Genomic DNA, 23,237 nt, shown 5'->3' on the forward strand with positions numbered 1-23,237 from the left:
CGCAACCCTAAGTAAAATCTATGAGACAGACGGCGAAACAGGATTAGTTGCGCGAGATTTTAGCTGCGAAGTCCTCGAGGATACTTACCAAAAGAACATGCAAATCACGCCTTTGGGCGACAACGCGCTGATGTTGGAACTCGGCGACACCATCGACGAACGCACGCACAAGCGGGTGCAAGAGTCATGGCGCGCGCTCGCCGCCGCGCCGTTGCCGGGCGTGAGTGAGTTGGTGCCGGCTTACACCACGGTCACGGTGTTTTATGATCCGACGGCAGTCGTGCAGGCGGGTGCACCGTGGGATGGGATTGTCGACTGGCTCGGGGCGCGGGTGCGCGAACGGTTAAAAAATCCGCCGAAAATGGAGAAATCCAAACCGCGCACGGTGGAAATTCCGGTGTGTTACGGCGGAGAATTCGGGCCGGATTTGGAAACGGTTGCTAAACACGCCAAGCTTTCCGCGGAGGAAGTCATCAAGCGTCACGCGAAAGTGGACTATCTCGTTTACGTCGTGGGTTTCTCGCCGGGATTTCCTTATCTCGGTGGCTTGCCCAAAGAACTCGCCACGCCGCGCCTCACGAAACCGCGCACGAGCGTGCCGGTCGGGTCGGTCGGCATCGGTGGTTTGCAAACGGGAATCTATCCGCTCGCGACGCCCGGTGGCTGGAACTTGATCGGACGGACGCCGGTAAAATTGTTTCGCCCGACGGAAAATCCCCCCGTGTTGCTGCAAGCCGGTGACCGCGTGAAGTTCCGTGCGATCACGGCGCCGGAGTTTGCAACCCTGGAGGGCCGCGCGTGATCACGGTGATTAAATCAGGATTGCTCACGACGGTGCAGGATTTGGGGCGTCCCGGTTATCAGCAATTCGGCATTGTGGTCGGCGGCGCGCTCGATGCGTTTGCGGCGCGCACGGTGAACACGATTGTCGGGAATGATGAAAACGCCGCGCTTATCGAGATCGCGCAAACGGGACCGGATTTGTTGTTCACGCACGATGCCCTGGTCGCGTGGACCGGCGGACACTTTTATCCGCGCGTCGGCAGCGAGATTTTGCCGAAAGATCGCGCGGTGCGTATCGCCGCCGGTGAAGTGGTAAGCTTCGGATTTACGAAAAGCGGGTTGCGCGCGTGGATTGCAGTCGCTGGCGGAATCGACGTGCCGCTCGTGCTCGGCAGTCGCAGCACGTATCGGCGTGCGGGCATCGGCGGACATAAAGGCCGGCCCTTGGTGTCGGATGACAAGTTAAAGCTCAATGCATTGCCCGAACGCGGAGCCAAGGTGCTCGCGGCATTGCGCAGTGCTGGCCGGCGCGCCACGACGTGGAGCGTGCGGCCTGACACGATGGGCGAAGCGGCCCCGCTCGGGACGTTGCGCGCGATGCGCGGGCCGGAATGGGAGTGGTTTAGCACGGAGGCTAAGAAAGTGTTTTTTGAAACTGAATGGGAGGCGACGCGCGAAGGCGACCGCATGGGCCTACGACTCGATGGCCCGCCACTCCCGCTCGCGAAGCCGCGCGAAATGATTTCGTCTGCGGTGAACTCGGGTGTGGTGCAAGTGCCGGCGGCAGGCTCGCTGATCGTGTTGTTGCCGAGCCGGCAATCGATCGGGGGTTATCCGCGCATTGCGGCGGTGGCGGCGGTGGATTTGCGGGCGTGCGCGCAACTGAAGCCCGGAGACAAAATTCGCTTTGAAGAAATTACATTGGCGAAAGCGCACGCGCTTTCGCTGGCGCGCGAACGGGATTTTGCGCGCGTGTGCATGGGGTTGGCGCGGATCAACGACTAGCTGCTCATGGTGCGCATCGATTTGAACTGCGATTTGGGTGAAGGCGCGGGCCACGACGTCGAACTGATGCCGTTCATCACTTCGGCCAACATCGCCTGCGGGTTGCATGCGGGTGATGCGGAGACGATGCGAGCGACGGTGCAACTCGCGTTGCGGCATGGCGTCGCGATTGGCGCGCATCCCAGTTTAAACGACCGCGAGAATTTCGGGCGAAAAGAAATTCCTGTGACCCCTGAAGAAGTGCGCGCGTTGGTGCTCAGCCAGACGCAGACGTTGCAGGAGATTGCAAAAAGTTGCGGCGCGCGGGTCGTGCACGTGAAGCCACACGGCGCTTTATATAATCTGGCGGCTCGCGATGTTGCGCTCGCGGAGGCGGTGGCGAGCGCGGTGTTAGAAGCGGATCCTGCGTTGACACTTTTTGCGCTGGCCGGGAGCAAGTTGAGCCGCGCCGGCGAAAAGCTCGGATTGAGAGTGGCGAGCGAAGTGTTCGCCGACCGCACGTATCAAGCCGACGGCTCGCTGACACCGCGTTCGCGTTCGGACGCACTTGTCGCGACGGAAGGCGTAGCGGTCGAACAAGTAAAACGCATGATTTTCGATCAGGCGGTGATCGCGACGGACGGCGTAAAGGTCTCGATCGTCGCGGACACGGTTTGTTTGCATGGCGACGGCGCGCACGCGGTGGCTTTCGCGGAGAAAATTAACGATGAACTGCGCAGGGCTGGAGTCGAACTGAAGGCGTTTACCGCATGATCAAACTCATCGGCATCCTGCTGGTCGCGATTGGATTTGGGTTTCGACTCAACGCGCTCGCGGTTGTGCTGATGGCGGGTCTGGCGACCGGCGTGGCGGCGGGATTTTCGCTGCGCGAAGTGGTCGAAATGACGGGAAAGTTTTTCGTCGATAACCGCGGTCTTACCTTGCCGATCGTGCTGATGCTGCCGGTGGTTGGCTTGTTGGAGAAACACGGTTTGCAGGAGCGCGTAGCCGCGATGATGCGCAAAATCAAAGCGGCCACAGTCGGGAAAATTTATTGGGTTTATCAGGCGCTGCGCGGTGGGCTCAGCGTGCTTGGCATCAGCTTGGGCAGTCACGCGGGCATGGTGAGACCGCTGATTGTGCCGATGGCGGAGGGTGCGGCGAAGGAGCGTGGAGAACTCAACGATGCGACGCGCGAAAAGATTCGCGCCCACGGCGCCGCGTCGGAAAACGTCGGTAATTTTTTCTCGGACGATATTCTGGTCGCGGTCGGCGCGTTGCTGCTGGTGAAGAGCGTTTTTGATGCGAAGGGAATTCCCGTGACGCTAGAGAAAATAAAACTCTGGAGCGCGCCGACGGCGGTTTGGGTATTATTCGTCGGTTGGTGGCGTTATCGGGCGCTGGATCGCTCGCTGAAAAAAGGCGGGGGCAAATGAGCGGGCTAACGCTGGAGCATTTTTATTGGATGATCGGCGCGTTCGTCGCGGTGGTGGCGGTGCGCATTGCGCTAAATCCGTCGCATCCGAGGCGCGGAGGCTCGGCGGCGTTCTGGGTTTTGCTGGCGGTCACAATCGGGGCAGGCAAGTCGCTGCCGAGTGAACTCGTTGGTTGGATGGTGCTCGCGATGGGCGCGCTTGCGGCCACGAAGCAAGTCGCGGCGCCGACGTTTGCCGATGATCGGGCCAAGAAAGAAATGCGAGCAGCGCAGTTGGGTTCACGGTTGTTGTGGCCGATCTTGATCGTGCCAGCGGTGGCGATTGGCGGAAGCTTTTTGGTGAGTTCGCAAGTCGCACTCGGCATCGGGTGTTTGCTGGGGCTGTGCGCGACGATTTGGCTGACGAAAGATTCGCCGGCAGCTTCAGTGGGCGAGGGAGGGCGTTTGCTCGAGTTGCTCGGATGGGCGTTGATTTTACCGCAGTCGCTCGCCGCGCTCGGCGGAATTTTTGCGAAGGCGGGGGTCGGCGATGAGGTGGCGAAGATTTTTGCGAGGATGGTGCCTGAGCCTGGGCCACTGCTCGCGGTCGTGGCCTATTGCGCCGGGATGCCAGTCTTGACCATACTGCTGGGCAACGCGTTTGCAGCATTCCCCATCATGACGCTCGGTGTCGGGCTCCCTTTTATTGTGAATGCCCATCACGGCGACGTGGCAATCATGGGGGCTCTGGGGATGCTCTCGGGCTACTGTGGATCGCTGCTCACGCCGATGGCGGCGAATTTCAACATCGTGCCGGTGCGTTTGCTGGAATTGAAAAATGATTACGCGGTGATCAAAGCGCAGGCGCCATTTGCGGCGGCGATCTGGATTTTCAATGTCGTGGTGATGTATTTGTGCGTGTATCGCTTCTGAGTTTCTGAAGTAGGATTTTTAGCCACGAATGCACACGAATGGACACAAATTCAGGCAAGCGTTCTGGTGCTCAGCTATTTGTGTTCATTCGTGTCCACTCGTGGTTTAAATAAATTTTCCTATGAAAACAGTTTTACTGACGGGGTTTGAGCCGTTTGGCGGTGAGAAGGTGAATCCATCGGAGGAGATTGCACGGCAGTTGCATGGGGTGGTGATTGCGAAACATCAAGTGGTCGGCGCGCTGTTGCCGTGTGTGTTTGGGGAGGCGATTAAGGAATTGAAGAAACAGATTCGCACGACCAAGCCGGCGCTGGTGATTTGCGTCGGGCAGGCGGGCGGGCGCAGTGAAATCACACCGGAGCGCGTGGCGCTTAATGTCGATGATGCGCGGATTCCCGACAACGCGGAGCAACAACCGGTCGATCGTGCGATCGCGAAGAACGGGCCGGTGGGTTATTGGTCGACGCTGCCGATTAAGGCGATCGTCGCGGCGCTGCGCGGAGCAGAAATCCCAGCGAGCGTTTCACAGACGGCGGGGACGTTTGTATGTAATCACGTTTTCTACGGACTCATGCATGAGCTAAAAAATCATCGCGGCGTGCGCGGCGGATTTATTCACGTGCCGTTTCTGCCGGAGCAGGCGCAGGCGGGACAGGCGAGTTTGCGGCTGGATGCGATGATTGAAGGCGTCGCGCTCGCGATCGGGACGTCGATTACGGTGCGTCGCGATAAACGCGTCGTGGGTGGCGCGACGCATTGAGGAAACTTTTCATATGAAAAAATCAGTCATCGCTTTGCTGGGGTGGTGCGTTGTCGGGGTGAAATTTGCGCTCGCGGTGGCATTGCCAGCGGAGCTCGCGGATTTCGATGCTTACGTGGCGCGCGTGCAGAAAGAGTTTAACGTGCCAGGCATCGCGGTCGGCATAGTGAAAGATGGCGAAGTGGTCCTCGTGAAAGGCTATGGTGTTCGCGAGATGGGAAAACCGGAGTTTGTGAACGAGCACACATTGTTCGCGATTGCGTCGAACACGAAAGCGTTCACGTCGGCGTCGTTGGCGATTTTGATGGATGAAAAGAAACTAAAGTGGAGTGATCGCGTGGTGGATCGGCTGCCGTGGTTTCAGATGAGTGATGCATTTGTGACGCGCGAGATGACGATCCAGGATTTGCTCGTGCATCGCAGCGGACTCGCGCTGGGCGCGGGTGATTTGTTGTTCTGGCCGGCGACGACTTACACGACGCGCGAAGTAGCGGAGCGGCTGCGCTATGTGCCGCTCTCGACAAGTTTTCGCAGCGCTTATGCTTACGACAATATTCTCTATGCGGTCGCGGGACTCACGATTGAACAGGTGTCCGGAAAAACGTGGAGCGAGTTTGTTCGCGAGCGGATTTTTGGGCCGGTCGGCATGAAGGAGACGAAGACGAATTGTTCGGAGCTTAAGCCGGGCGACAACGTGGCGATCGGACATGCGCTGTTTGATTTCAAAGATTTGAAACCGGTGCCGGCCATGGCGTGGGACAACAATTCTGCGGCAGGCGGAATTTATTCCAGTGTGCACGATATGACGAAATGGCTGAATGTGCAGCTGGCCGGCGGCAAACTCGCGGATGGCAAAGCTTTGTTTAGCGAGGCGCGTCAAAAAGAAATGTGGTCGGTCGTGACGCCGATGCCGATCAGCCAGCCTAGTGTGGCGGCTTTGGTGCAAACGAAGCCGAATTTTCTGGGCTACGGGCACGGCTGGATTTTGTCGGACTATCGCGGGAAGAAACTCGTGAGCCACACCGGCGGTTGGCCGGGGCAAGTTTCAAAAGTAACGCTGATCCCCGAACTAAAACTTGGCGTGGTGGTGTTGACGAATCAGGAAGTAGGCGCGGCGTTTCAGGCGGTGTCGTGGCGGGTGCTTGATGCGTTTCTCGGGGCGACGCCGACGGACTGGGTCGCGGCCTATGTGGAGTATTTAAAGAAGAGCGGCGGCGATGCGGACGAGAATTGGGCAAAGCATGTCGCGGCGCGCGATGCGCAGTCTAGGCCGTCTCTTGCGTTGGCAAAGTATGCCGGGATTTATCGCGACGTGTGGTATGGCGACGTGGAACTGAGCGAGAAAGACGGAAAGCTCGTGATGCAGTTTTCGAAAACGGAGCAACTGCTCGGAGATTTGGAGCATTGGCAGCACAACACGTTTATCGTGCGCTGGCGGGATCGCTCGTTAAACGCGGATGCGTTCGTGACGTTTGCGCTGACGCCGGATGGCGCCGTGGAGTCAGCGAAAATGGAAGCGGTGTCGCCGCTGACGGATTTCAGTTTCGATTTCCACGATTTGAAGCTGCAACGCCTCGAAAAGTGAGGGCACAAAAAAGCGCAGCCGAAGCTGCGCTCGAGAGCTGAGAGACGTGCCGTCTTCGATCAGTTGTTGAAGCGGAAAAGGGCGACGTCGCCGTCTTTGAAGATGTATTCTTTGCCTTCGAGCCGATACTTACCGGCGTCACGCGCGGCCGCGACAGAACCGAGTTTCGTGAGGTCTTCGTAGGAGACGATTTCGGCTTTGATGAAACCGGCTTCGAAATCGGTGTGGATGACGCCGGCGGCTTGCGGAGCTTTCCAGCCTTTCTTGATCGTCCAGGCGCGCACTTCTTTTTCGCCGGCGGTGAAGTAAGTTTGCAGGCCGAGGAGTGCGTAGGTGCCTTTGATGAGTGAGGACACGCCGGAGTCGTCGACGCCGAGATCTTTCAAAAATGCTTTCGCGTCTTCCGGCGTGAGGTCGATGAGTTCGGCTTCGATGCGCGCGCTGATCGGCACGTAAGCGGCGTCGTGGTGCGTGCGGACGTATTCTGCGACTTTCTGGACAAAGGGATTTTGCTCGGCGGTCGCGAGGTCGGATTCGGCGACGTTGCACGCGAACAACACGGGTTTCGCGGTGAGCAGTTGAAAGAGTTTCATCAAGGCGACTTCTTCAGGTGTCGCGGTGAGCGTGTTGGCGGTCTTGCCGGAGTTAAGGTGCGGCTCGAGTTTTTGGAGAAGCGCGAGTTCGATGATGGCTTCTTTGTCGCCAGCCTTCGCGCTTTTTTGTGTTTTCGTCATGCGCTTGGCGACAGCGTCGAGATCGGCGAGGACGAGTTCAGTCGTGATGACTTCGATGTCACGCACCGGATCGACGCTGCCCATCGTGTGGATAATGTCGCCGTCTTCGAAGCAGCGAACGACTTGGACGATGGCGTCGACTTCGCGGATGTTCGCGAGAAATTGATTGCCGAGGCCTTCGCCTTTGCTGGCGCCGGCGACGAGGCCGGCGATGTCGACGAACTCAATCGCGGCAGGCACGACGACATTTGTTTTCGCGATGCTCTTCAATACATAAGCGCGTTCATCGGGCACGATCACGACTCCCACGTTCGGGTCGATCGTGCAGAACGGATAATTCGCGGCCTCCGCCTTGCGTGAGCGGGTGAGGGCGTTGAAAAGAGTAGATTTGCCTACGTTAGGGAGACCGACGATACCGGCTTTGAGCATAAAAAGTGGGTTGGGAAGGGTCGAATGAGCGGTGGCACTGGGGGCTTGACAAGAGCAATCTTGTCCCGTCCATTCTTCCGCTTTTCTCAACGAATCCAGCTCCAGCAAAGTAACCAGACACATCAAATGGCTCTCAAAATCCGTCTCTCTCGCGTTGGCACCAAGAACGATCCGCACTATCGCGTCGTCGTAGCCGAAGAGCGTTCCCGCCGTGACGGCGACGCCGTCGAACAGATCGGCGCTTACAATCCTAACGCCAAAGGCAACCCGCTGACCATCAAGCTCGACCGCGTCGACTATTGGGTCTCGAAAGGTGCCAAGCCGACCTCGACGATGCACTCGTTGATCAAGCGCTCGAAGCGGGCCGCCGCGGCGACCGCGTCTGCTTAAGTAATTTCGTTTCCAACGATTACGACCTCCTAAGGTTCGGCTCGCGCCGAGCCTTTTTTATTGGATCATTCGACCAATGCGTATCGACGTCTTGACGCTATTTCCGGCCATGCTCGATGGATTTTTGTCCGAGAGCATGATGGGCCGTGCGCAGGATGCGAAATTGCTCGAAATCAAAGTTCACAACTTGCGGACGTGGGCGACCGATAAGCATAAAACGACCGATGATCGGCCGTTTGGCGGCGGAGCGGGCATGGTTCTAAAATGTGAGCCAGTGTTTGACGCGATCGCCGCGGTGCAAACTCCAGGTTGTCGCCGGATTTATCTCACGCCGGACGGCACGCCGCTGTCGCCCGCACTGGCGAAAGAGCTATCGACTCAGCAGCACCTCGTGATGTTGAGCGGCCATTACGAAGGAATTGACCAGCGGATTCGCGAAAATGTCATCGATCAGGAGATCAGCATTGGCGATTATGTGCTCACCAATGGCACGCTGGCGGCAGCGGTTTTGATCGATGCGCTGGCGCGATTTATTCCCGGTGTGCTCGGTGAAGAAAAGTCGTTGACGACGGAAAGTTTCACCAGCAAGTTGCTCGACTTTCCTCAATACACGCGTCCCGCCGTTTACCGCGGCATGTCCGTGCCGGAGGTGCTCCTTACGGGGGATCACGGCAAAATCGACAAGTGGCGGCACGCGAAGCAGGTGGAAAAAACCCAGCAAGTTCGACCAGATTTACTCAAATAAAGCCATGAATCCTCTCATCAAAGAAATCACCGCCTTCCAGGTGAAACATCAAGTTGCGCCGTTCAAAGTCGGCGACGGTGTCCGCGTGCACACCAAAGTGCGCGAAGGTGACAAGGAGCGCGTGCAGATTTTTGCCGGCGTCGTCATCGCCCACAAAGGCAGCGGCATTCACGAGACTTTCACCGTTCGTCGTATCAGCTACGGCGAGGGCGTGGAACGCGTGTTCCCCGTCAACTCCCCGAATGTCGAGAAGATCGAAGTCGAGAAAGATTCCGAGCCGGGCCGCGCCCGCCTTTATTACCTCCGCGACCGTCTCGGCAAAGCCGCTATGGCCGTTAAGGAAAAGCGTTACGACGCGGCTGCTGCGAAAGCCAAAGCTTAAGCTTCTAAAGTTATTTTCAAAAAGGGCGGGATCTTCGGATCCCGCCCTTTTTCTTTGGCGATAGCTCGTTCGCGGCGAAGCCAGTTCGCGAAAAAATGATGTCGGTTTATGCCGAAAATTGAGCTTTGCACGTGCGTGTCTCGCGCCGTAAATCGTTCTTTCCGTTCACTCTTTTAATTTTCAAATATGAAACTACAGACCGAGATTCTTTCCCAAGCCGCCAATCAGGCCCGTGGCCTCGCCATTGATGCGGTGCACAAATCCAATTCCGGTCACTTGGGCCTGCCGTTGGGTGCCGCCGAAATCGGCGCCGTGCTTTATGGCAACGCGCTCGTGCATAATCCTGACGAGCCTCGTTGGTTGAATCGCGATCGGTTTGTGCTGTCGGCCGGCCACGGTTCGATGTTTCTCTACAGCTGGCTGCACTTGAGCGGCTACGATCTGTCGCTTGAAGAGGTTAAAAATTTCCGCGTCCTCCACAGCAAGACGCCTGGCCACCCTGAGTTTCACGAGACACCTGGCGTCGAGTGCACCACCGGCCCGCTCGGCCAAGGTATCGCCAATTCCGTCGGCATCGCGATGTCGGGCCAGATGGCGGCGGCGCGCTTCAATACCGCGACGGAAGAATTGTTTAACTACCACGTCGTTTGCTTGGCCGGCGACGGCTGTATGCAGGAAGGCGTGGCGATGGAAGCTGTCGAGTTCGCCGGTCACCAAGGCCTCGATAATCTCATCCTCATTTACGATTCAAACGACGTCACGCTCGACGCTATGGCCGACAAAACTCAGAGCGAGAATACCGCGCTGCGTTTCAAAGCGATGCATTGGGACGTGCAGACGCTAACCGACGGGCACGATCTCGCCGCGATTCTCAAAGCGATCAACAAGGCCAAGAAAGCCAAGAGCGGCAAACCGCAGCTCATCATTGCGAAGACGATTATCGGTAAAGGCATTCCTGAAGTCGCCGGCACGTCGAAGGGCCACGGCGAGGGTGGGGCGAAGTTCTCGGATGCGGCGCGCAAGGGCTTAGGCCTCCCGGGCGAACATTTCTTTGTGAGCGATGACGTGCGCACGTATTTCGCGGAGCACAAAAAGCGTCTCAAGCGTGCTTACTCGAAGTGGAACAAGGGCTACCAAGCGTGGCGCACCGCCAATCCTGAAAAGGCCGCGTTGCTCGATACCGCTTCCAAAGCACCGATCGCGGCGCAGCTCCTCGAAAAAATTCCGGCTTTCCCGCTCGATGCAAAACTCGCGACGCGCGCTGCCGGTAAAGACGTGTTGCAACCGGTCGCCGCGGAACTGCCGCTGCTTATTTCCGGCAGCGCGGATCTTCACGGCTCGACGCTCAACTATATCGCGAGCGACAAAGATTTCGACAAAACCAACCGCGCTGGTCGCAACTTGCGTTACGGCATTCGCGAGCACGCGATGGCCGCGATCAGCAATGGTGTCGCCTACGATGGAATTTTCCGCGCGTCGTGCGCGACGTTCCTCGTGTTCGCCGATTACTCGCGTCCGTCGATGCGGCTCGCGGCGCTCGCTAAACTGCCGGTCGTTTATATCTACACGCACGATTCCGTCGGCGTCGGCGAAGATGGCCCGACGCACCAACCGGTGGAAACGGTTTCCGGTTTGCGCGTGATTCCGAATTTCGACGTCATTCGCCCGGCAGATCCGGAGGAAACTGCCGGCGCATTTGCCGCCGCGCTGGAACGCACCGATGGCCCGACGCTCCTCGCGCTGTCGCGCCAAGCCGTGCCGATGTTGAATGATATTTCAGTCAACGATCGCCGCACTGGCGTTTTGAAAGGCGGTTATATCGCCGTGAAGGAAACTTCCGAACTTACGCATATTCTCTTGGCCAGCGGCACTGAGCTCCAGTGGGCGGTAGCGGCCGCGAAGATCTTGGGCGGCGGCGTGCGCGTGGTTTCGGTGCCGTCGTTTTTCCGTTTCGATCTGCAATCGCAGGCGTATCGCGACGAAGTTTTGCCGCCGTCGTGCCGTAAGCGCGTCTCGATCGAAGCGGGCGTTACTGCGCTCTGGGCGAAGTATGTCGGCCTCGACGGTAAGTCCGTTGGTATCGATCGTTTCGGCCTTAGCGCGCCGGGTAACATCGCCATGAAAGAACTTGGTATCACCACCGAACACGTGGTGGCCGCAGCCAAGTCGCTCTAAAGAAGCTTATTTTAGCATTTTTGCTTTTGCGCAGGCCGGCTTATTAGCCGGCCTGTATTGTTTCGTTAGGAACCTAACTGTAACGGTAGGTGAGAGGAAATCGCTTGTGATATTCATTAGGAAGCTAACTGTAAGCCTCCTGATATTTCCGCTTTAGCTCCTATTCATGCCTAACCTGTTACTCAAACATCTGCCGCCGCTCTCGTGCCTACAGGAATCTGCCCAAGTTTTTCCAGAACTGGATCCCACGGCGACGGAGGCATTTCTGCATTTATTGCGAGCGAGCGATGACGCGTTTGCCGCGACCGAGAAGTATCTTACCAGCCATAATATCACCCAAGGCCGTTTCTGCGTCATGATGCTGCTCTGGCGCGGCGTCCGCCCCGATGCCGCCAAACTGATGGGCTCAGACACTTGCACGGGCGGTCCGCGCACTCCTGCTGAACTGGCGGACGCGGCCGGGGTTACCCGCGCCACGATGACTGGCTTGATCGATACCTTGGAACGTGATGGTTTTGTGAAACGTGAGCCTGACCCCGTTGATCGACGGGTGGTGTCAGTCCTGCTTACAGAAAAAGCCGAACAGTTCCTTTCAGATTTCCTTCCGGGTCACTTCAAAGTTACCGCGTCAGTCATGTCGCTGCTCGATGAGTCCGAGCGCGAGACCTTCGTGAAACTCTTGATGAAGATCCAAGCCCGCGCAGCCGAGCTTAACGCTCCCGTTGCTCCTCTAGTAGAGACCCAACCTGTTTAATTTGGTCACACCCACCACCAAACCCTCCCAACCAAGTCCCACCATGCTCAAGAAATTCCTCATCGTAATCGGCGGCGTTTTGCTCGTCGTTGCTATTCTCGGCGTCGTTAAAACGATGCAGATTAAGAAAATGATGGCCACGCCCCACGTGATGCCACCCACCTCAGTCGGCACCGTCGCCGTGGAATCCCTGACTTGGAATCCGGTGCTCAATGCCATCGGCACCCTTGCCCCCGTGCAAGGCGTCACGATCAGCGCAGATGCTGACGGCGCGATCACCAAGATCGAAGTTGAGAGCGGCACTTTGGTCAAAGCTGGGGACTTGCTCATCGAAATCGACGCCACCGTCGAACTCGCGCAGCTCAAAGCCGCCGAAGCGCGCGCTGACTTATCCAAACTCGGTCTTGATCGTTCCAACGAACTGAAAACGAAAAACACGATCAGCCAGGCTGAATACGACGCGGTCACCGCTCAGTTTAACCAAGCGGGCGCGGATGTCGCCGCGCTCAAAGCCCAGATCGACAAAAAGCGCGTGCGCGCTCCGTTCGATGGACGTGTCGGCATTCGCACGGTCAACGCCGGTCAATACGTCGCTCGCGGCCAAGCCCTGTTTCCGCTGCAAAAGTTGAATCCGATTTATGCCAACTTCAGCATTCCGCAGCGCCAGTTCCAGGATGTCCAGATCGGCCAGAAAATCGTGGTGACGGTCGATGCGTTTGGTGCGCGTGAGTTCGTCGGCAAGGTCACCGCGGTCAACTCCGAGGTCGATGCCTCGACTCGCAACATCTCGATTCAAGCCACGCTCGAAAATCCCGAGGAACTGCTGCGTTCCGGCATGTTCGCTCGCGTGACGGTAGAATTGCCCAAGACCGCGCAAGTCGTCGCCGTTCCTGCGACCGCGATCGCTTATGCCTCCTACGGCAACTCGGTGTTCATCGTCGAGCAGGTCAAAGGCGAGGACGGCAAAGAGCACCTCGGTGTCCGCCAACAATTCGTCAAACTCGGTGCTGCGCGCGGCGATCTGGTCGCGATTACCGAAGGCCTCAAGCCCGGCGAAAAAGTTGTCACCTCCGGAGTGTTCAAACTCCGCAACGGTGCGCCGGTCGTCGAAAATAATTCCGTGAAGCCCGAGTCGAGCGCCACGCCGAAGCCGGCCAATACTTAATCGCTCCCGTTCCAACCCGAGGAGTCTTCCATGATTAAAAAGAGTTTTACCGACCTGTTCATTCGCAAGCCCGTCATCGCGATTGTGGTGAACACGGTCATCTTGATCGTAGGCCTCGTGGCCTATTTCTCGCTGAACACGCGGCAATATCCGCGCAGTGACAGCGCCGTCGTCAATGTGACGACCGTTTATTTCGGAGCCAGCGCCGACACGGTGCGCGGCTACATCACGACCCAACTTGAACGTGTCATCGCGAGCGCGGACGGCATCGATTACATCGAGTCTGAAAGCCGGGCCGGCATGAGCACGGTGAAAGTTTATCTGCGTCTCAACTACGACACGAACGCCGCGCTCGCGCAGATCAGCTCGAAGATCGATCAAGTGCGCAACGAACTCCCGCCGGAGTCCGAAGCGCCGACGATCAGCGTCGAGACGGCGGATAACCAATTCGCCTCCATGTATCTGAGTTTCTACTCGGACACCATGGATCAGAATCAAATCACGGATTACCTGAACCGCATGGTGCAGCCGCGTCTTTCCGCGGTGAAGGGAGTGCAAAAAGCCGATGTGCTCGGCGGTCGCGTGTTCGCGATGCGTGTCTGGCTCAAGCCTGACCAACTCGCCGCGCATAACATCAGCCCGTCTGAAGTGCGTGCGGCGCTTGCGGCCAATAACGCGCTCGCTGCAGTCGGTTCGACGAAAGGCTCCATGCTTAGCATGAGCCTCATCGCCAACACCGACCTCAAAAACGTCGACCAATTCCGCCAACTCGTCGTCACCGAACGCAACGGCACGATCATCCGCCTCGCGGACGTGGCCGAAGTCGTCCTCGGCGCCGAAAGTTACGATGAAGAAGTGACCTTCGACGGCCAGACCGCGACCTTCATGGGCATCTGGGTGCTCCCGACTGAGAGCACCGTGGAAGTCATGAAACGCGTCCGCGAAACGATGCCCGACATCGAACGCAGTTTGCCGGCCGGTTTGAAAGCGAAGATCGCTTACGACGCCACGGCTTACATCGACGACGCGCTCAAGGAAATCGTGAAGACGCTTCTCGAGACGCTCGCGATCGTCGCCCTCGTTATCTTCCTCTTCATGGGCTCGTTCCGCTCTGTGTTGATCCCGCTGATCGCGATGCCGCTTTCGCTCGTCGGTGCACTCTTCCTCATGCTCGTGCTCGGGTTTACGATTAACTTGCTCACGCTGCTCGCGGTCGTGCTCGCGGTCGGTATTGTCGTCGACGACGCGATCGTGGTTGTCGAAAACGTTGAGCGACACATTCGCGAAGGCCGCACGCCGTTCGATGCCGCCATCCTCGGTGCGCGCGAACTCGTTGGCCCCGTCATTTCTATGACGATTACGCTCGCGGCGGTTTACGCGCCGATCGCATTCCAAGGCGGTCTCACCGGCGCGCTCTTCCGTGAATTTGCTATGACTCTCGCGGGCGCCGTGACCGTTTCCGGTTTCGTTGCTTTGACGCTCTCGCCGATGATGAGCGCTTACATGCTGGGCAGTCACGAGAACGAAGGAAAGGGCATGGCCGGCTTCGTTAACCGCACCTTTGACCGCGTTCGTAATCGTTACGACCGCATGGTCGGCGCGAGTTTGAATTGGGTGCCCGTTACCATTACGGGGGCCTTCCTGCTGACACTTTTGCTGCTGCCGTTCTTTGCGATGGCTCAAAAGGAATTGGCTCCGAAAGAGGATCAAGGCATCGTGTTCAGCATTTTGCTGCCGTCGCCGACTTCGACGATTGAACACAACATTCTTTACGGAAAAGAAGTTCAGAAAATGTTTAAGACCGTTCCGGAGTATGAAAATTCCTTCCAGATCGTCGGCGCAAATTTCGGTTTCTCCGGCATCATTCTGAAGCCATGGTCCGAGCGTAAACGCAGCTCGCTCGAAATCGAGCAGACCCTGCAAGGCCCGGCCTCGGCCATCACTGGCATGAATGTGGTCGTGACCACGCCTGATCCGCTGCCTTCGGGCGGTTCGTTGCCGATCGAATTCGTAATTCGTTCGACGGCCGACCACGCGGAAATGCAGGAAGTCGCAAACCAACTCGTGCTCTACGCTAACACTGAAGCCAATGCCGGTGGCGGTGCGCCGACGTTCTATTTCGCCGACTCCGATCTGAAATTTGATTTGCCTCAGGTCGAAATCGAAATCGACAAAGACAAGGTCGCGTCGATGGGCTTGAACCTCGTCGATGTCGCTCGCGATCTCGGTTCGATGTTGGGTGGCGGTTACGTCAACCGCTTCGTCAACGAAGGCCGCAGCTACCGCGTCATTCCGCAAGTCGAACGCGGCGAGCGCCTCAATGCGCAGCAACTCCTCGATTACCATGTGCGTGGCCCGAATGGTCAGCTGATTCCGCTGTCCACGATCGCCACGCTCAAGGAAACCGTGAAGCCGCGCACGCTGAATCGCTTCCAGCAGCTCAACTCCGTCAAGATCACGGGCGTCGGCCCGAGCATCGATGGTGCGCTTAAGAAGCTTGAAGCAAAGGCTGCTGAAATCATGCCGCCGGGCTACTCGATCGATTACGGTGGCCAGTCGCGCCAACTACGCACGCAAGGCAACGCTCTTTGGAGCGCGGCGGCGCTCGCGGTCGGCCTCATCTTCCTCGTGCTCGCGGCGCAGTTTAACAGCTTCCGGGATCCGTTCATTATTCTCCTGGGTTCCGTGCCGCTGGCAATTGTGGGCGCGATGTTGCCGATTTTCCTCTGGGAAACGTCGCTCAACATCTACTCGCAGATCGGTCTTATTACCTTGGTCGGCCTTATCGCCAAAAACGGTATTCTGATCGTGGAGTTCGCGAACAGCCTGCAAGAGCAGGGTGCGAGCAAGCGTGAAGCCATCCAACGCGCCGCCGCGACTCGTCTGCGTCCCGTCATGATGACCTCCGCCGCCACGGTGTTCGGTCACATCATGCTCATCTTCGTGTCCGGCCCGGGTGCCGCGGCGCGTAATTCCATCGGTTGGGTGCTCGTCGTCGGTATGGCGATTGGCTCCGTCTTCACGCTCTTCGTGGTGCCGGCATTCTACATGCTGATCGCCCGCGATCACGCGAAAGATAAAAAAGTTCATTCCGAACTGCTCGAAGACGATTCCCAACCCGCCCTTGCCAAATAACACCTTCTGCATTCCCATGAAAAACTTCATGCGCCCGTCATTTCTAACCATTCTCGCGCTCGGTCTGATCGCCGGTTCGGTGGCCCAAGCCCAAGTCGGCGACGGCAAACCTGATCCTAATTACGCAGTTCCCGAGCGCCTCGACCTCCAATACGCGCTCGGCTTCGCGCTCGATAACAACTTCGCCATTCGTCAGGCGAAGGAGCGTATCCGCGAACAAGAGGGCGTCGTCCTCGAAGTGCGCTCTTCACAGATTCCCAATGTCGACGCGTCCGGTGGCTACCAACGCAACGATGAGGAAATCGGTAACAATGGCCGCGATCGCGCTTGGTCGGTGAACATCACCGCCCGCCAAGTTCTCTACGCTGGCGGCGGTGTGCGTGCGGGGGTTCGGGCGCAACAGCTCGCGCTCGATGCCGCAGTGCTCGATCTCCAGTCGGTCATCAACAACTCCTTGTTCGAAGTGCGCACGCGCTTCTACACCGTGCTCGTCAATCGCGAGCGCATCGGTGTGCAGGAACAGAATATTGATCTCCTCAAACGTCAGTTGCAGGACGTCAAAAATCGTTTCGACGCCGGCACGGTTTCAAACTTCGAAGTGTTGCGTTCGGAAGTAGCTTTGGCGAACGCGCAACCCGCGCTTATCACGGCTCGCAACGACTACCGGCTTTCCATTGAGGAAATGCGTCAGGCACTTGGTTTCATGACGGCCAACGAAGAAAACATGACCAAGATTCCTGAATTCGTCGGCACCTTGGAGTTCGTCAATCCCGTCACTTACGAACTGCGTTCGTCGCTGTCCACGGCGCGCGAAAATCGTCCCGATTTGCAGCGCTTGGAGAAACTCTTGGCTGCTGCCGAGCAGGGCATCATTGTCAGCCGCTCGGGTTATTACCCGAACGTCGCAGCCTTCGGGGCCTACGACTGGCGCATGAACAGCACCGGCTCCAGCAGCTTCTCGAACGCCCGCGATGGCTGGACGGTTGGTCTGCAAACGTCGGTTAACATCTTCGACGGCCGTGCGACCAAAGGCCGCGTGATTCAAGCCAAGTCGTTCCTCGAACAGACGCGCTTGGCCACGGCAGAATCGCAACTCGCCGTCGATGTCGACGTGCGCCGCGCGATTTCCACGCTGCAACAATCCACGGAACTCGCCGAAGCGTCTAAGAAGGTCGTTGAGCAAGCCGACGAAGCCGTTCGTCTCGCTAATGCCCGTTTCTCTGCCGGCACGGCGACCCAACTTGATGTGCTCACCTCGCAAGTCGATCTGACCACCGCACGCATCAACCAACTCCAAGCTTACTACAGCTACAACGTCGCCGCTGCAGCGGTGCGTCGCGCGATGGGCTTGGCTGATGAGTTGCGGCCCGTGAGCGAATTGCCGCCCGTCACCAAGTAACCATCGTTTTTTTCGAAGGCCGCCCAAGCGACCGCGCTTCATCCGAAGACGGCGTTTGTAGCGGCCTTTTTCGTCTTCGCTCTCTTGTAACTTCTGCCAGCCTGAATTCTCTTCCCGTTTCTCATGAAGGTTTCCCGTATTCTGCTCATTGGTTTAGGCGCCGGATTGGTTCTTGGCGCAGTGGTGATTGGTCTCGCGCTCACGCCTGCGGTGCAGCGGTGGGCGGTGTTGCGCGCGACGGCGGGCACCCCGGGCTTGAAATTGGAATTGGAGCGCGTTTCCGCCGGTATTTCCCGCGCCGAACTGAGCAACGTCAAGGTGGAGCAAGACGGATTGGTGATCCAAGTGGCGCGGCTCGAAGCTGAGTATTCGCTCACGCAGTATTTATTTAGCGATCGCTTGAAGATCGCGCGCCTCGCGGCAAGCGGAGTCGTGATCGACGCGACACGCTTTAAATCCGCCAACGCGGCCGCAGCCGGAGCTCCTGTGGCCGCGCCGGGGGTATTGGCGAATATCACGCTGCCCTTCGAACTTGTGCTCGATGACGTGCAACTGGAAGGCAGTGCGTTGTTACCGGCGTCCGCGAATTCGGGCGCGTTGCGAGCGACGTTTAAAGTTTCCGGCGGGCGTTTCGCGCCGGGGCAGGAAGGTTCCTTGGCGCTCGATGCGACCATCAAGGATCCGGCACCCACGGCGACCGTTTCGGTGCTCAGGGCGCAGGTGAATCTGCGGGCTACGCCGACGGTTCAGCGTGGCTTCGAGAAAATCGCGGCGACCGCAGTGGTGAATGCAGAGGGCAAAGGCTTGCCGGCTGAGACGCAGCTGAAAGTGGTGACCGAACTCGCCCGGAGTGCGACGGGCGAAAATTACACCGTGAGCGTCGACACGTCGATGTCTGGCGCGGCTGAAAATGTCGCGACGCTTCAGGCGAGCCTGGAGAATGGAAAACAGGAGTTCTCGGGGCAGTGGACGCTCAAAGCCCGCAAGGCGCAAATTGCGCCGTTTTTTCTCGGTGGCATTTTGCCTGAATTTGAAGTGCGGGGTGACGGTCGCTTCACCTTTGCTCCAGCGACGCTCGCGCTGAGTTTGCAGGGTAAATTCGATTCCACGGTGAGCCGCTTGGAACTGATCGAGCCTTCCTGGCGCGCGATCGGCACGCTGAAAAGCAGCGTCGTGTTCGATGTCGCCGAGGCGAACAAAGTTGTGAAATTAAATGCTCTGAAAATCGCGCTCTCCGGCGAGAAGCCAGTGCTCGATTTGCAGGCGAAGCACGCGGCGAGTTTCGATCTAGTCAAAGGCGTGCTGCAGGTCGGCGGGGCCGGCGCGACCGAGGTGCTGGATCTGCAATTACACGGCCTGCCGGTCGCGTGGATTCGGCCGTTCGTAAGCGCAGCCGATATTTCAGGCGATGTAGTTAAAGGCCGCTTCATTGTGCTGAGTGAAAATAAAAATTTGATTCTGCGCTCAACCCAGCCGTTGCAAGTCACGGGTCTCAACGTCGTGCAAAGTGGCCTGTTGTTGTTGTCCAAGGCAGACATCAGCCTGCGCCCCGAAATCGTTTTCTCAGGCAATGAACTTAAAGCGACGGTGAAAGAATTTTCGTTGCGCGCTGCGACTGGCGATTCGCTGACGGCGGATGCGACGGTCAATGTGCCGGTGCCGCTGAAGCCGCCCTTTGTGGTCACCGCGAATTATTCGGCGGATCTGCCGACGCTCCTCGCCTTGTGGGTGCCGCTTGGCCGGATTAAATCGAGCGGTGCGATCGATTTCACGCTCGGAGAAGGGCAGGTTGAATTGCGGCGGATCACTTCGCGCGTTTTGGATGGAGCGGACGCTGTTTTGGTGAACGTGGAGAGTTTACGCCCGTTTACTATTGATCTGGCGCAAGGGCGGTTTGTAACGAGCGACACCAAGCCCACGGATTTAGTGAAAATTTCTATTGGTTCGATGGCGTTGGCGAAACTGCCGCTCAGCCAAGCGGGGATTCAGCTTGGGGGAACGCTGGATTCAGGGGAATTTATTCTTTCAACCGAAGGAGCTAAGACCGCGGTGCGCTCGGTTGCGCCGGTCAGGTTGACGGGAGTTTCGCTGCGTCAGGATGGAAAAATCTCTTTGGCCGGCCTCACGATTCAGGCGCAGCCGACTTTGGAAATCAGCGATCGTTTTTCCGGTATCGCGAAATCGGGCGAAGTCACGGTGAAGAATGACAAAGGTGCGACGTTGATATCGCTCCAAGGCGAAGCGTCGCGCGTGCCGGTCGACGGTATGAAAGCTTCGCTGACATTTAATATCGATGTGCCTGCGCTTGGCTCGCAGCCGTTGTTCTCGGGTGCGCAAGCAGTGACCCAAGGCAAAGCCAGCGGTGAAATCCGCGCGGCGGTCGGTGCGCACAAACAAGTCGAGGCGCGCGTGACGATTAACAATTTGGTCGCACGGGATGCTGCGCAAACGTTGCCGGTCGCAAATCTCAGTCTCCGTGCGTTGGTGCAACCGGATGGAAAAATCCTCGTGCAAGCGCCGCTGCTGCTGGATCGCGCCGGCCAACGTTCAGATTTAAATTTTGAAGTCGAGTTGAAGCCTGCGAACGGAGTGCTGGCGCTCACGGGTAAATTGGCTGGCGAGCATGTCGAGCTGTCGGATGCGCTCGCAGTGTTAAGCGTATTTCAAACAAGTGCACCGGCGGGCGCGCCGGCTTCTCCGAATTCGGCTCCGGTAGTTAAAAATCCGCCGACCGTCGTCGTCGCCGATCAAACTCCCGTGTGGGGCAAAGTGAACGGTCAATTCCTGCTCGATATCAAATCGGTCACGCATGGAAAAGACTGGGCTATGAGCGGGCTGACGGGAACGGTCGTAGTCGAGCCAGCTCGCGTGGTGTTGCAAAAACTACAGACGGCGTTCGACGAAAAGAGCAATCTGTCGGCGAATGCTGAAATAAAGTTCTCGCGCGGAGCGATGCCTTACCGACTCGATGGTGCTTTCACCTTAACCGAGTTCGATTCTGGGAAGTTGTTCAAGGCGCTCGACGCGACCAAGGCTCCGACCGTGGAAGGACTTTTTAATGTGAACGGCAAGTTCGTCGGCGACGGCGAAACGATCGGTCGCACGATCGATCGCACACGCGGTCAGTTTGAATTGATCAGCCGCCAGGGAATCTTTCGCGGACTGCAGCGCGCGACGGGCAAAGTGTCGATGGCGACCAAGGCAGCGGAGTTCGGTGCGTCAGTCGTTGGCTCTTTAGGATCCATCTTCGGAGAAAAAGCCGTCAAGACCGCTGAGAAAATCGGCAGCCAGGCTGCGGTCGTCGACCAACTCGCGCAAAGCCTCGGCGAGTTTAATTACGACCAACTCACGGTAAAACTCAGCCGCGATGATTCGCTGAATGTAACCGTTGAAGAGGTGAGTTTAGTTTCCCCCGAAATCCGCCTCATCGGCAAAGGCACGCTCGCGCATCTCGAAGGCAAATCACTGCTCGATTATCCGCTGAACGTTTCATTGTCATTGGCGGCGCGCGGTAAGCTGGAGCAGTTGCTAGCCAAGGCGCACCTGACGGATATTTCCAAAGATGAACTTGGTTTCACGAAGACGCGCGAAACGGTCACGCTCGGCGGCACGTTGACCAAGCCCGATGCGTCGGCGTTCTTCAGCAAGATCGCGTCAGCCAAGTTGAATGAACTGATTTCTCCGGGAAACTGATTCGGGAATTCCCCCATTCCACGGCGCGGAACCTGAGTATTTACCCTGAGGTCACGGGCAGCATGGTAAAATCCATCGCCTGTTGGGTTATCGCAGTGGGGACTTTCACGCTTTCAGCGACTGCTCAGCAGCCGCTCACGGTGAATGCGTTCGAGCGTTCGCAAGGGTGGGAAGCGCTCTTTGACGGTGAATCGCTGAAAGGTTGGCGCACCTACGCGGGCAATGGCACGCCGACGAATTGGTCGGTAATCGATGGCGCGCTCGCGGCGACTTTGGGCGAAGCACTCAGCACGATCGACGAGCATCGCGATTTCGAATTTAGCTTTGAATGGAAATACGAAGCTGGCGGCGTTGCGCGGATATTTCTCCACGCAGTTGAGGAAAAAAATGGGCCGGTGGGCAAAGGCCTCATGATGGAACTGGGCGGCAATGGCCGCGTCTCGGGCGGAAACGGCGGACTTGATCAAACCCAACGGGTCGTAAACGCCGCGCCGGGCACCTGGCACACCGCCCGTGTGGTTTCGTTTGGCTACAAGATCGAGCACTACATCGACGGCGAACTGGTCTTGTCTTACATGGTGAAGCTCGATGACAAGAAAAGCAGAGACGGCGACGTGAAGTTATTCGGACTGCCTTTGGCGGGAGTCATCGTTTTGGACGGCAATCAAGCGTCGTTCCGGAACTTGAAAATTAAGGAGCTCTAAATCACGGGCGTTGCAGGAGTTTAATCGGAGCGCATTTTCCCCTTTGCGTGGCGCACCGGGCAGACACACTGCTTGCAGATGAATTCACGCATCTTTGGAAAGACCGGGAAAGTGGTCGGCGAAATTGGGCTGGGCACCTGGCAACTGGGTGCGAACTGGGGCGAGGTCACCGACGAGACTGCCCTCGCGACGCTCCGCGCGGCCTATGATGCGGGCACAAATTTTTTCGATACGGCAGACGTTTACGGTGACGGGCGCAGCGAAACGCTAATCGGGAAATTTATCCGCGAAGCCAAACTGCGTGACCGCGTTTTTATCGCCACAAAATTGGGCCGGCGCGGTGACCCAGGGTGGCCACAAAATTTCACGCGCAGTGCAGTGCGAAAACACACGGAGGACTCGTTGACGCGGCTTGGAGTCGAAGCGCTCGATTTGGCTCAACTGCATTGCGTGCCGACCGATGTCCTCGTGCAAGGTGAGCTGTTTGGCTGGCTCGACGAATTAAAGCACGAAGGTAAAATCAAAGCTTACGGGGCGAGCGTCGAAGCGATGGAAGAAGCCTTGTGGTGTTGCGCTCAACCCGGCTGCGCGGCGCTCCAGATTATTTTTAATATTTTCCGCCAGAAGCCGGTTCATGTGCTTTTTGAAACGGCGCGTCGAAATGGTGTCGCGCTGATCGTGCGGCTGCCGCTGGCGAGTGGGTTGCTCAGCGGGAAAATGACCGCGGCAACCGCCTTCCCCCAAAACGATCACCGGAATTTCAATCGCGATGGCCAGCAGTTCAACGTTGGAGAAACGTTCGCGGGCCTGCCTTTTGAAAAAGGCGTTGCTCTCGCCGATGAACTTAAACCACAGGTGCCGGCGGGCATGAGCATGGCGACGATGGCGCTGCGTTGGTGCCTCGATTTTGAAGCGGTGAGCGTGCTCATCCCGGGAGCGAGCCGTCCCGCGCAAGCCACCGCCAATGCGGCAGCATCATTGTTGGCTCCGTTGAGCATCGAGCAGCACGTGAAACTCACCGCTTACTACGAGCGAAAAGTCGCGGCGCATATTCGCGGACCGTATTAAACTCT

The 23,237-nt window shown here is 57.8% G+C and carries 19 protein-coding genes; 18 read left to right on the forward strand and 1 reads right to left on the reverse strand.

Annotated elements, in window-relative coordinates:
- Positions 1 to 97 precede the first annotated feature (97 nt).
- The 7 genes from pxpB to ACRRQW_RS16955 all read left to right on the forward strand — a co-directional run bounded on the left by pxpB (position 98) and on the right by ACRRQW_RS16955 (position 6,459).
- Complete coding sequence (gene pxpB / locus ACRRQW_RS16925; RefSeq protein WP_438482781.1) at positions 98 to 802, forward strand: 5-oxoprolinase subunit PxpB; 705 nt, start codon at positions 98 to 100, stop codon at positions 800 to 802.
- A complete protein-coding gene (locus ACRRQW_RS16930) occupies positions 799 to 1,788 on the forward strand; it encodes a biotin-dependent carboxyltransferase family protein (RefSeq protein WP_438482782.1) in 990 nt (329 codons plus the stop codon). The genes pxpB and ACRRQW_RS16930 overlap by 4 nt, the downstream gene beginning before the upstream one ends.
- A 6-nt stretch (positions 1,789 to 1,794) precedes the next feature.
- Positions 1,795 to 2,541, forward strand: a complete 747-nt coding sequence (locus ACRRQW_RS16935; RefSeq protein ID WP_438482783.1) for a 5-oxoprolinase subunit PxpA — start codon at positions 1,795 to 1,797, stop codon at positions 2,539 to 2,541.
- A complete protein-coding gene (locus tag ACRRQW_RS16940; RefSeq protein ID WP_438482784.1) occupies positions 2,538 to 3,203 on the forward strand; it encodes a DUF969 domain-containing protein in 666 nt (221 codons plus the stop codon). Before ACRRQW_RS16935 ends, ACRRQW_RS16940 begins: the two co-directional genes overlap by 4 nt.
- Positions 3,200 to 4,114, forward strand: coding sequence for a DUF979 domain-containing protein (locus ACRRQW_RS16945; RefSeq protein WP_438482785.1), 915 nt, complete (start codon positions 3,200 to 3,202; stop codon positions 4,112 to 4,114). The genes ACRRQW_RS16940 and ACRRQW_RS16945 overlap by 4 nt, the downstream gene beginning before the upstream one ends.
- A 121-nt stretch (positions 4,115 to 4,235) precedes the next feature.
- The gene (pcp, locus tag ACRRQW_RS16950) at positions 4,236 to 4,874 is read left to right on the forward strand and encodes a pyroglutamyl-peptidase I (RefSeq protein ID WP_438482786.1); all 639 of its coding nucleotides are present in this window, start codon (positions 4,236 to 4,238) and stop codon (positions 4,872 to 4,874) included.
- A 13-nt stretch (positions 4,875 to 4,887) separates the two neighbouring features.
- Positions 4,888 to 6,459: a serine hydrolase gene (locus ACRRQW_RS16955; RefSeq protein ID WP_438482787.1), complete on the forward strand. Its 1,572-nt coding sequence runs from the start codon at positions 4,888 to 4,890 to the stop codon at positions 6,457 to 6,459.
- Between the two features lie 59 nt (positions 6,460 to 6,518).
- Here ACRRQW_RS16955 and ychF read toward each other — a convergent pair whose 3' ends face one another.
- Positions 6,519 to 7,622 carry a redox-regulated ATPase YchF gene (gene ychF, locus ACRRQW_RS16960; RefSeq protein ID WP_438482788.1) on the reverse strand — a complete coding sequence of 368 codons (1,104 nt, stop codon included), beginning with the start codon at positions 7,620 to 7,622 and terminating at the stop codon, positions 6,519 to 6,521.
- Positions 7,623 to 7,748: 126 nt separating this feature from the next.
- Here ychF and rpsP point away from each other — a divergent pair, with 126 nt between their 5' ends.
- From rpsP to ACRRQW_RS17015, 11 genes are all read left to right on the forward strand, one after another.
- Positions 7,749 to 8,012 (forward strand): 30S ribosomal protein S16, encoded by a 264-nt coding sequence (gene rpsP, locus ACRRQW_RS16965; protein WP_438482789.1) that lies wholly within the window; start codon positions 7,749 to 7,751, stop codon positions 8,010 to 8,012.
- Positions 8,013 to 8,088: 76 nt separating this feature from the next.
- Entirely contained in the window at positions 8,089 to 8,757 is a 669-nt protein-coding gene (trmD, locus tag ACRRQW_RS16970) for a tRNA (guanosine(37)-N1)-methyltransferase TrmD (protein WP_438482790.1), read from the forward strand.
- A gap of 4 nt (positions 8,758 to 8,761) precedes the next feature.
- Positions 8,762 to 9,139 carry a 50S ribosomal protein L19 gene (gene rplS / locus ACRRQW_RS16975; protein WP_438482791.1) on the forward strand — a complete coding sequence of 126 codons (378 nt, stop codon included), beginning with the start codon at positions 8,762 to 8,764 and terminating at the stop codon, positions 9,137 to 9,139.
- Positions 9,140 to 9,325: 186 nt separating this feature from the next.
- On the forward strand, positions 9,326 to 11,314 hold the full coding sequence (tkt, locus tag ACRRQW_RS16980; RefSeq protein ID WP_438482792.1) for a transketolase: 1,989 nt from the start codon (positions 9,326 to 9,328) through the stop codon (positions 11,312 to 11,314).
- A gap of 166 nt (positions 11,315 to 11,480) precedes the next feature.
- Positions 11,481 to 12,068: a MarR family winged helix-turn-helix transcriptional regulator gene (locus ACRRQW_RS16985; protein WP_438482793.1), complete on the forward strand. Its 588-nt coding sequence runs from the start codon at positions 11,481 to 11,483 to the stop codon at positions 12,066 to 12,068.
- Positions 12,069 to 12,111: 43 nt separating this feature from the next.
- A complete protein-coding gene (locus ACRRQW_RS16990; protein ID WP_438482794.1) occupies positions 12,112 to 13,233 on the forward strand; it encodes an efflux RND transporter periplasmic adaptor subunit in 1,122 nt (373 codons plus the stop codon).
- 30 nt (positions 13,234 to 13,263) lie between these two features.
- Positions 13,264 to 16,368 (forward strand): efflux RND transporter permease subunit, encoded by a 3,105-nt coding sequence (locus ACRRQW_RS16995; protein WP_438482795.1) that lies wholly within the window; start codon positions 13,264 to 13,266, stop codon positions 16,366 to 16,368.
- 16 nt (positions 16,369 to 16,384) lie between these two features.
- A complete protein-coding gene (locus ACRRQW_RS17000; protein ID WP_438482796.1) occupies positions 16,385 to 17,767 on the forward strand; it encodes a TolC family protein in 1,383 nt (460 codons plus the stop codon).
- Positions 17,768 to 17,890: 123 nt separating this feature from the next.
- The gene (locus tag ACRRQW_RS17005) at positions 17,891 to 21,460 is read left to right on the forward strand and encodes a hypothetical protein (RefSeq protein WP_438482797.1); all 3,570 of its coding nucleotides are present in this window, start codon (positions 17,891 to 17,893) and stop codon (positions 21,458 to 21,460) included.
- Positions 21,461 to 21,522: 62 nt separating this feature from the next.
- Entirely contained in the window at positions 21,523 to 22,164 is a 642-nt protein-coding gene (locus tag ACRRQW_RS17010) for a 3-keto-disaccharide hydrolase (RefSeq protein ID WP_438482798.1), read from the forward strand.
- Between the two features lie 78 nt (positions 22,165 to 22,242).
- Entirely contained in the window at positions 22,243 to 23,232 is a 990-nt protein-coding gene (locus ACRRQW_RS17015; RefSeq protein ID WP_438482799.1) for an aldo/keto reductase, read from the forward strand.
- Positions 23,233 to 23,237 lie beyond the last annotated feature (5 nt).

Origin of the sequence: Oleiharenicola lentus (genome assembly GCF_051660365.1) — a bacterium.
Taxonomy (GTDB): domain Bacteria; phylum Verrucomicrobiota; class Verrucomicrobiia; order Opitutales; family Opitutaceae; genus Lacunisphaera; species Lacunisphaera lenta_A.